Source organism: Pseudochelatococcus lubricantis, from assembly GCF_042432495.1.
Taxonomy (GTDB): domain Bacteria; phylum Pseudomonadota; class Alphaproteobacteria; order Rhizobiales; family Beijerinckiaceae; genus Pseudochelatococcus; species Pseudochelatococcus lubricantis.
Map to the genome: position 1 here is coordinate 1 of NZ_JBHLXC010000021.1, position 5,678 is coordinate 5,678.

Genomic DNA, 5,678 nt, shown 5'->3' on the forward strand with positions numbered 1-5,678 from the left:
GTCTGCTCCTTTTCAGATTGGGCAGACTCTACATCACAGCGAGGGAACTTCCGGGGGGCAGGTCAATATCAATGAATATTGTTTTAGAATTGAATTTCTATACTGTTTTTAAGCACCGGCATTTGATGCCGCCGGTGTGGATGAAGAACCCGCAAGATTGGCACCTCGACGGCAGTCTCGGTGCTGCGTGGCATACAAACGATTGCTAAAATCAAGCCTCCCAACACCGCTTTTCCCGTTCACAACCGGGCGGGTGGTGGCTCAGATCAGACTCGGGATGGCAGTGATATGGTGCAGCATACCGATGACATGGTGGAGCTGATCGAGGCGCAAGCCCGATCCCGGCCGGCTGCCCTGAAGTATCCCGCCGAAGATTACGCCGTCCGTCACGGATGCCGAAAGATGATGCCAACCCTGTTGGCAACCCGCCTTCTGCGTTCGATGCCGCCCACCCGTCTACGTCGCCTGCAACTCATCGAACCAAAGCAGAGATAGGAATTATCATGTCCAAGTTTGCCGCAACGGTTGCTGTCGCGACCTCACTTTTATCTGGCGCCGCTATCGCTGAGCCGGCCAAGCCCACGGTCGTCCTTGTCCACGGAGCGTTCGCCGACTCGTCCAGTTGGAACGGTGTCATCACCAGCCTTCAGAAGGATGGGTACAGGACTGTTGCGGTTGCGAATCCGTTGCGAAGTGTCTCGAACGATGCGCGCCTTGTTTCAGATGTCGTTGCAAGCATCGCCGGCCCGGTGGTTCTTGTCGGTCACTCCTATGGAGGCCAGGTCATCTCGAACGCCGCGAAGGGGCATGAAAACGTCAAGTCTCTGGTCTATGTGGCGGCTTTCGCACCGGATGCGGGGGAGGCGGCTGCGGAACTGGCCGGGAAGTTCCCGGGCGGGACGCTTGGTGACGCACTCGCGCCACCCGTCAAGCTCGCGGATGGTGGCGTCGATCTCTACATCGATCAGACGAAGTTCCGGGATCAGTTCGCCCACGACGTTCCGGCCGAGATAACCGTCTTGATGGCTGCCGGCCAGCGGCCCATCACCGAGGCGGCGCTGACGGAAAAATCCGGCGAACCGGCATGGAAGTCGCTGCCGTCGTACTTCGTCTATGGCGACGGCGACAAGAACATTCCCGCCGAGGCACTCGGCTTCATGGCCGAACGCGCGGGCTCCAGGCGCACGGTCGTCGTCGAAGGCGCATCCCATGTCGTGATGGTCTCCCGGCCGAAGGTCGTCGCAGACCTTATCGAGGAAGCAGCGAAGTAGGCGTCCTGCAGCCTCTGCTCCTCGCGATACGATATCTTTCGAGAAGCAGGTCGTTCTCCCCATCACGGACCGTACTGTTTGCGAAATCACTCAGAATACCCCCGAAGGAGACATGCGATGTCAACCATCACCACATCAGACGGCACCACCCTCTTCTACAAGGATTGGGGGCCGAAAGACGCGCAACCCATCATGTTCCACCACGGCTGGCCGCTCAGTTCTGACGACTGGGACAACCAGATGCTGTTCTTTCTGTCGCATGGCTATCGCGTGATCGCACACGACCGGCGCGGCCACGGCCGATCCGACCAGACCGACGCCGGCAACGACATGGACACGTATGCGGCAGACGTGGCTGTGATCACCAGGGCTCTGGATCTGCATGACGCCATCCATATCGGCCATTCGACCGGCGGTGGCGAGGTTACACGCTATGCGGCCCGCGCCGAGCGCGGCCGGGTAGCCAAGGCCGTCCTGATCGCCGCGATTCCGCCGGTGATGGTCAAATCAGATGCGAACCCGGACGGTGTTCCGCTTGAAGTCTTCGACGGGTTTCGTTCCGCCTTGGCTGCGAACCGCGCGCAGTTCTATCGCGACGTGCCGAGTGGACCGTTTTATGGCTTCAACCGGGAAGGTGCGAACGTCAGCCAGGGCCTGATCGACAACTGGTGGCGTCAGGGCATGGCCGGTGGCGCAAAGGCCCACTACGACTGCATTGCAGTGTTTTCCGAGACCGATTTCACCGAGGACCTGAAAGCGCTCAACGTGCCTGTATTGATCCTGCACGGCGAGGACGACCAGGTCGTGCCCATCGGGAACTCGGCTTACAAGGCAATCAAGCTCGTAAGTGACGGCACGCTCAAGACATACCCCGGCCTTTCTCACGGCCTGTTCGCCACGCATCCCGACGTGGTGAATCCGGACCTGCTGGCCTTCATCCGCGCCTGACGGATCATCAGAGAGTGGCATGCGGCGGTGGCACAGCTCATGGCTGTCAAAAGCCGCCTCCGCATGCTGTCCGCTGTATTGAAAAATACGGCAATGCGATCAGCTTCTGCGCAGCAGGATCATCTTCTCCTGCGTCATGTCGCGCATGGTGTAGGGGATGCCGCCGGTGCCGTATCCGGATTCCTTGCGGCCGGCGAATGGCATCCAGTCGGTCCGGAAGGCGGTAGGATCGTTGATCATCACGGCCGAGGCTTCGAGACGGTCAGCCGCATGCATCGCGACGTCGATATCCCGCGCGAACACGCTGGCCTGGAAGGCTGTGGGAAGAGAGTTGGCCTGGCGGACGGCTTCGTCCAGATCGCCATAGCGATAGACGGCAACCACCGGACCGAAAACCTCCTGCGTCGATATCGTCGCGTCGGCTGGGGCATCGAGCAGCACGGCCGGCCGCAGTGTCGTCTGCGAGAGGCGTTCGCCTCCGGTCGCGAGGACGGCACCCCCCTTGATCGCATCCCCGATCCATTCCGCGACCCGGTCGGCCTCGCGCGGCAGGATCAGCGGCCCGACCTCGGTATCCTTCAGGGTGGGATCGGCGGTGCGCAGCTTTTCGACGCGGGCGACAAGCCGTTGCGTGAAATCGTCGGCGATGGCGTCGTGGACGAAGATGCGCTGCGTCGAAACGCAGACCTGCCCGGCGTGGTAATAGCCGCCCTTGACGACCGGCTCGATGACCTTGTCGAGATCGGCGCTTCGGTCGACGATGGCCGGCGCTGCGCCGCCGTGTTCCAGCGCCGAGCGCGCGCCGGGGGCGAGCTTCGCATGCAGCGACCAGCCGACTCTGGCCGAGCCGATGAAGCTGAGGAAGGCGATGCGCCTGTCGGTGGCCAGCTTTTCGGCCAGCTGGTTTTCTTCCGTGACGAAGCTCTGGCACCATGGTTCCGGCAGGCCGGCTTCATGTATCAACGCCACCAGATCGAGGCAGGACAGTGGCGTCGTCATCGCCGGCTTGACGATGACGGGACAGCCCACCGCGATGGCCGGAGCCACCTGATGGACGATCAGGTTCAGCGGATGGTTGAAGGCCGAGATCGCGGCGACGATACCGATCGGCTCCTTCGTGGTGAAAGCCCAACGGTTTTCCGCCGCTGGCGAGAGACCCATGGGTATTTCCCGTCCGGCAAAACTGCGCAGCTCGTCGGCGGCGTTGTGGACGCCGTCGATGGCGCGGTTGGTCTCGACGATGGCGTCGGGCAACGGCTTGCCGCCCTCGCGCGCGATCTGCATGGCGAGATGGTCGCGCCTGCCTTCCATCAGCGCGGCCAGCTTGCGCAGGATCGCGATGCGCTGGTGAGGCTTGAGCCAGCCATCGCGGTCCCTGAAGACGCGCTCGGCGGCTTGCAGTTTGCGCTCCAGCGCCGCGGCATCGTCGGTTTCGACCTCCGCGATCGGCGCGCGATCGAAGGCCTGCACGACCGTTAGCATTTTCTCTCTCCTCACGTTTTTGGTGCTTGCACCCTGCGACGACGGAGCTTTTTCAGGCACATTCCACATCCGGCGTGCGGTTGCGCAACTCGTCGACCAGCACGCGGGTGTTCTCGGAATAGTCGATCGGCACGTCGACCAGATGGACGCCACCGCCAGCAAAGGCTGCCTCAAGTGTCGGCACGAGATCTTCCACGGCGGTCACCCGGGAGCCCTTCGCGCCATAGGCCTCGGCATAGCGCACAAAATCGGGATTGCCGAAGCTCATGCCGAAATCCGGAAATCCGTCGACCGCCTGCTTCCAGCGGATCATGCCATAGGCGCTGTCATTCAGGATGACGACGACGAGGTTCAGTCCCAGCCGTACCGCTGTCTCCATCTCTTGCGAGTTCATCATGAAGCCACCATCGCCGCAGACCGCCATGACGCGCCTCTCGGGATACATCATCGCCGCCATCATTGCCGAAGGCAGGCCGGCGCCCATCGTGGCGAGCGCATTGTCGAGAAGCAAGGTGTTGGCGACGTGCGTGCGATAGTTGCGGGCGAACCAGATCTTGTACATGCCATTGTCAAGGCAGACGATGCCATCCTCCGGCATCACCTTGCGGACATCATGGACGAGGCGCTGGGGGGTTACCGGGAAGCGGTCTTCCTCAGCGCGGTCGTTAAGGTGGGCAAGGATCTTCTGACGTAGGTCAAGCATGCCGTCATCGACGGAAAGCCGGCCTGCGAGCAGCTCGCCAAGCGCTTCGACAGTGGCCCCGATATCGCCGATCACTTCGATATCCGGGTGGTAGACCTGTTCGACCGTCGCGGACTGGTAGCCGACATGGATGACCTTCGGGCCGCCGGCGCTCTTCATCAGGAAGGGCGGCTTCTCGACCGTGTCGTGGCCGATAGCGACGATCAGGTCAGCGCGCTCAACCGCCTCGTGGACATAGTCGCCCTCCGAGAGAGCGGCGGTACCCATGTAGAGGCTGGAGCCTCCGTTGACGGCACCTTTGCCCATCTGCGTGTTGAAGAAGGGCAGCCGGGTGCGCGCCACGAAGGTCGACAGCGGGTCAATCAGCGAAGGCCGGTTGCCGGCTGCGCCAATCATCACGAGTGGCCGCTTGGCGGCGCGGATCGTCTCGGCAGCGCTGTCGAGCGCGGCAGTACTCGCGACGGGCCGTTCGAGCGGGTGGACCGGAATGACGAAAGCACTGTCGAGTTCCTCGGCCGCAACGTCCTCCGGCAGCTCGATATGCACCGGCCCCGGCCGCTCTTCCATGGCGGTGCGAAAAGCGTCCCGTATCGTCGCGGGGATGCTGGCCGCGCTAACGATCTGGCGCGTCATCTTGGTGAGCGGCTTCATCGAGGCGACGATGTCGACGATCTGGAAGCGCGCCTGCTTGGCGCTTCGGACAGCCTTCTGGCCGGTGATGAGGATCATCGGCATGGCGCCGAGATGGGCGTAGGCCGCGCCGGTCGAGAGATTCAGCGCGCCGGGACCGAGCGTGGCAAGGCAGACGCCAGGCCGGCCCGTGAGACGCCCATGGGTCGCAGCCATGAACGCCGCTGCCTGTTCGTGACGTGTCAGGATCAATTTGATGCTGGAGGTCCGCAGGGACTCCAGCACGTCGAGGTTTTCCTCGCCCGGCACACCGAAGATGCGCTCCACACCCTCGTTTTCCAGCGCGGCGACAAACAGGTCCGATCCTTTAGGCATCTTTCAACCCTTATGTTGCTGACAGCGACGGATTTCGAAACGACTATACACCGGGATTCGAAATAACCACACATGGACTTCCGGAATGCCTAAACTGGCGCGCGACTGTCCATATTCACTAACAGCCTCTAGAATCTGTCCTGTTTACGTTGAAGCAGGACAGATTCTAACTTCGGAAGAAACTACAACTGAGTATCGACCCTAGCGCTCGTGGACAAAGGTTGACTGCTGAATCCGATTTTGATTTAAGGCTTCTATTTGGAGGCCGT

5 protein-coding genes are annotated in these 5,678 nt (G+C 61.8%); 3 read left to right on the forward strand and 2 right to left on the reverse strand.

Features of this window, described 5'->3' with window-relative positions; all coding sequences use genetic code 11:
- The 3 genes from ACFFJ7_RS19160 to ACFFJ7_RS19170 all read left to right on the forward strand — a co-directional run.
- Nucleotides 1-209 (forward strand): hypothetical protein (locus ACFFJ7_RS19160; RefSeq protein ID WP_377594525.1); only part of this gene is annotated, 209 nt, incomplete at its 5' end.
- 294 nt (nucleotides 210-503) lie between these two features.
- Nucleotides 504-1,271: an alpha/beta fold hydrolase gene (locus ACFFJ7_RS19165; protein ID WP_377594527.1), complete on the forward strand. Its 768-nt coding sequence runs from the start codon at nucleotides 504-506 to the stop codon at nucleotides 1,269-1,271.
- 117 nt (nucleotides 1,272-1,388) lie between these two features.
- On the forward strand, nucleotides 1,389-2,219 hold the full coding sequence (locus ACFFJ7_RS19170; RefSeq protein WP_377594529.1) for an alpha/beta fold hydrolase: 831 nt from the start codon (nucleotides 1,389-1,391) through the stop codon (nucleotides 2,217-2,219).
- Nucleotides 2,220-2,318: 99 nt separating this feature from the next.
- Here the strand turns inward: ACFFJ7_RS19170 and ACFFJ7_RS19175 are convergent, their stop codons facing one another.
- Nucleotides 2,319-3,701 carry an aldehyde dehydrogenase family protein gene (locus tag ACFFJ7_RS19175; RefSeq protein WP_377594531.1) on the reverse strand — a complete coding sequence of 461 codons (1,383 nt, stop codon included), beginning with the start codon at nucleotides 3,699-3,701 and terminating at the stop codon, nucleotides 2,319-2,321.
- Nucleotides 3,702-3,753: 52 nt separating this feature from the next.
- Nucleotides 3,754-5,409: an acetolactate synthase large subunit gene (locus ACFFJ7_RS19180; protein ID WP_377594533.1), complete on the reverse strand. Its 1,656-nt coding sequence runs from the start codon at nucleotides 5,407-5,409 to the stop codon at nucleotides 3,754-3,756.
- Between the last annotated feature and the right edge of the window lie 269 nt (nucleotides 5,410-5,678).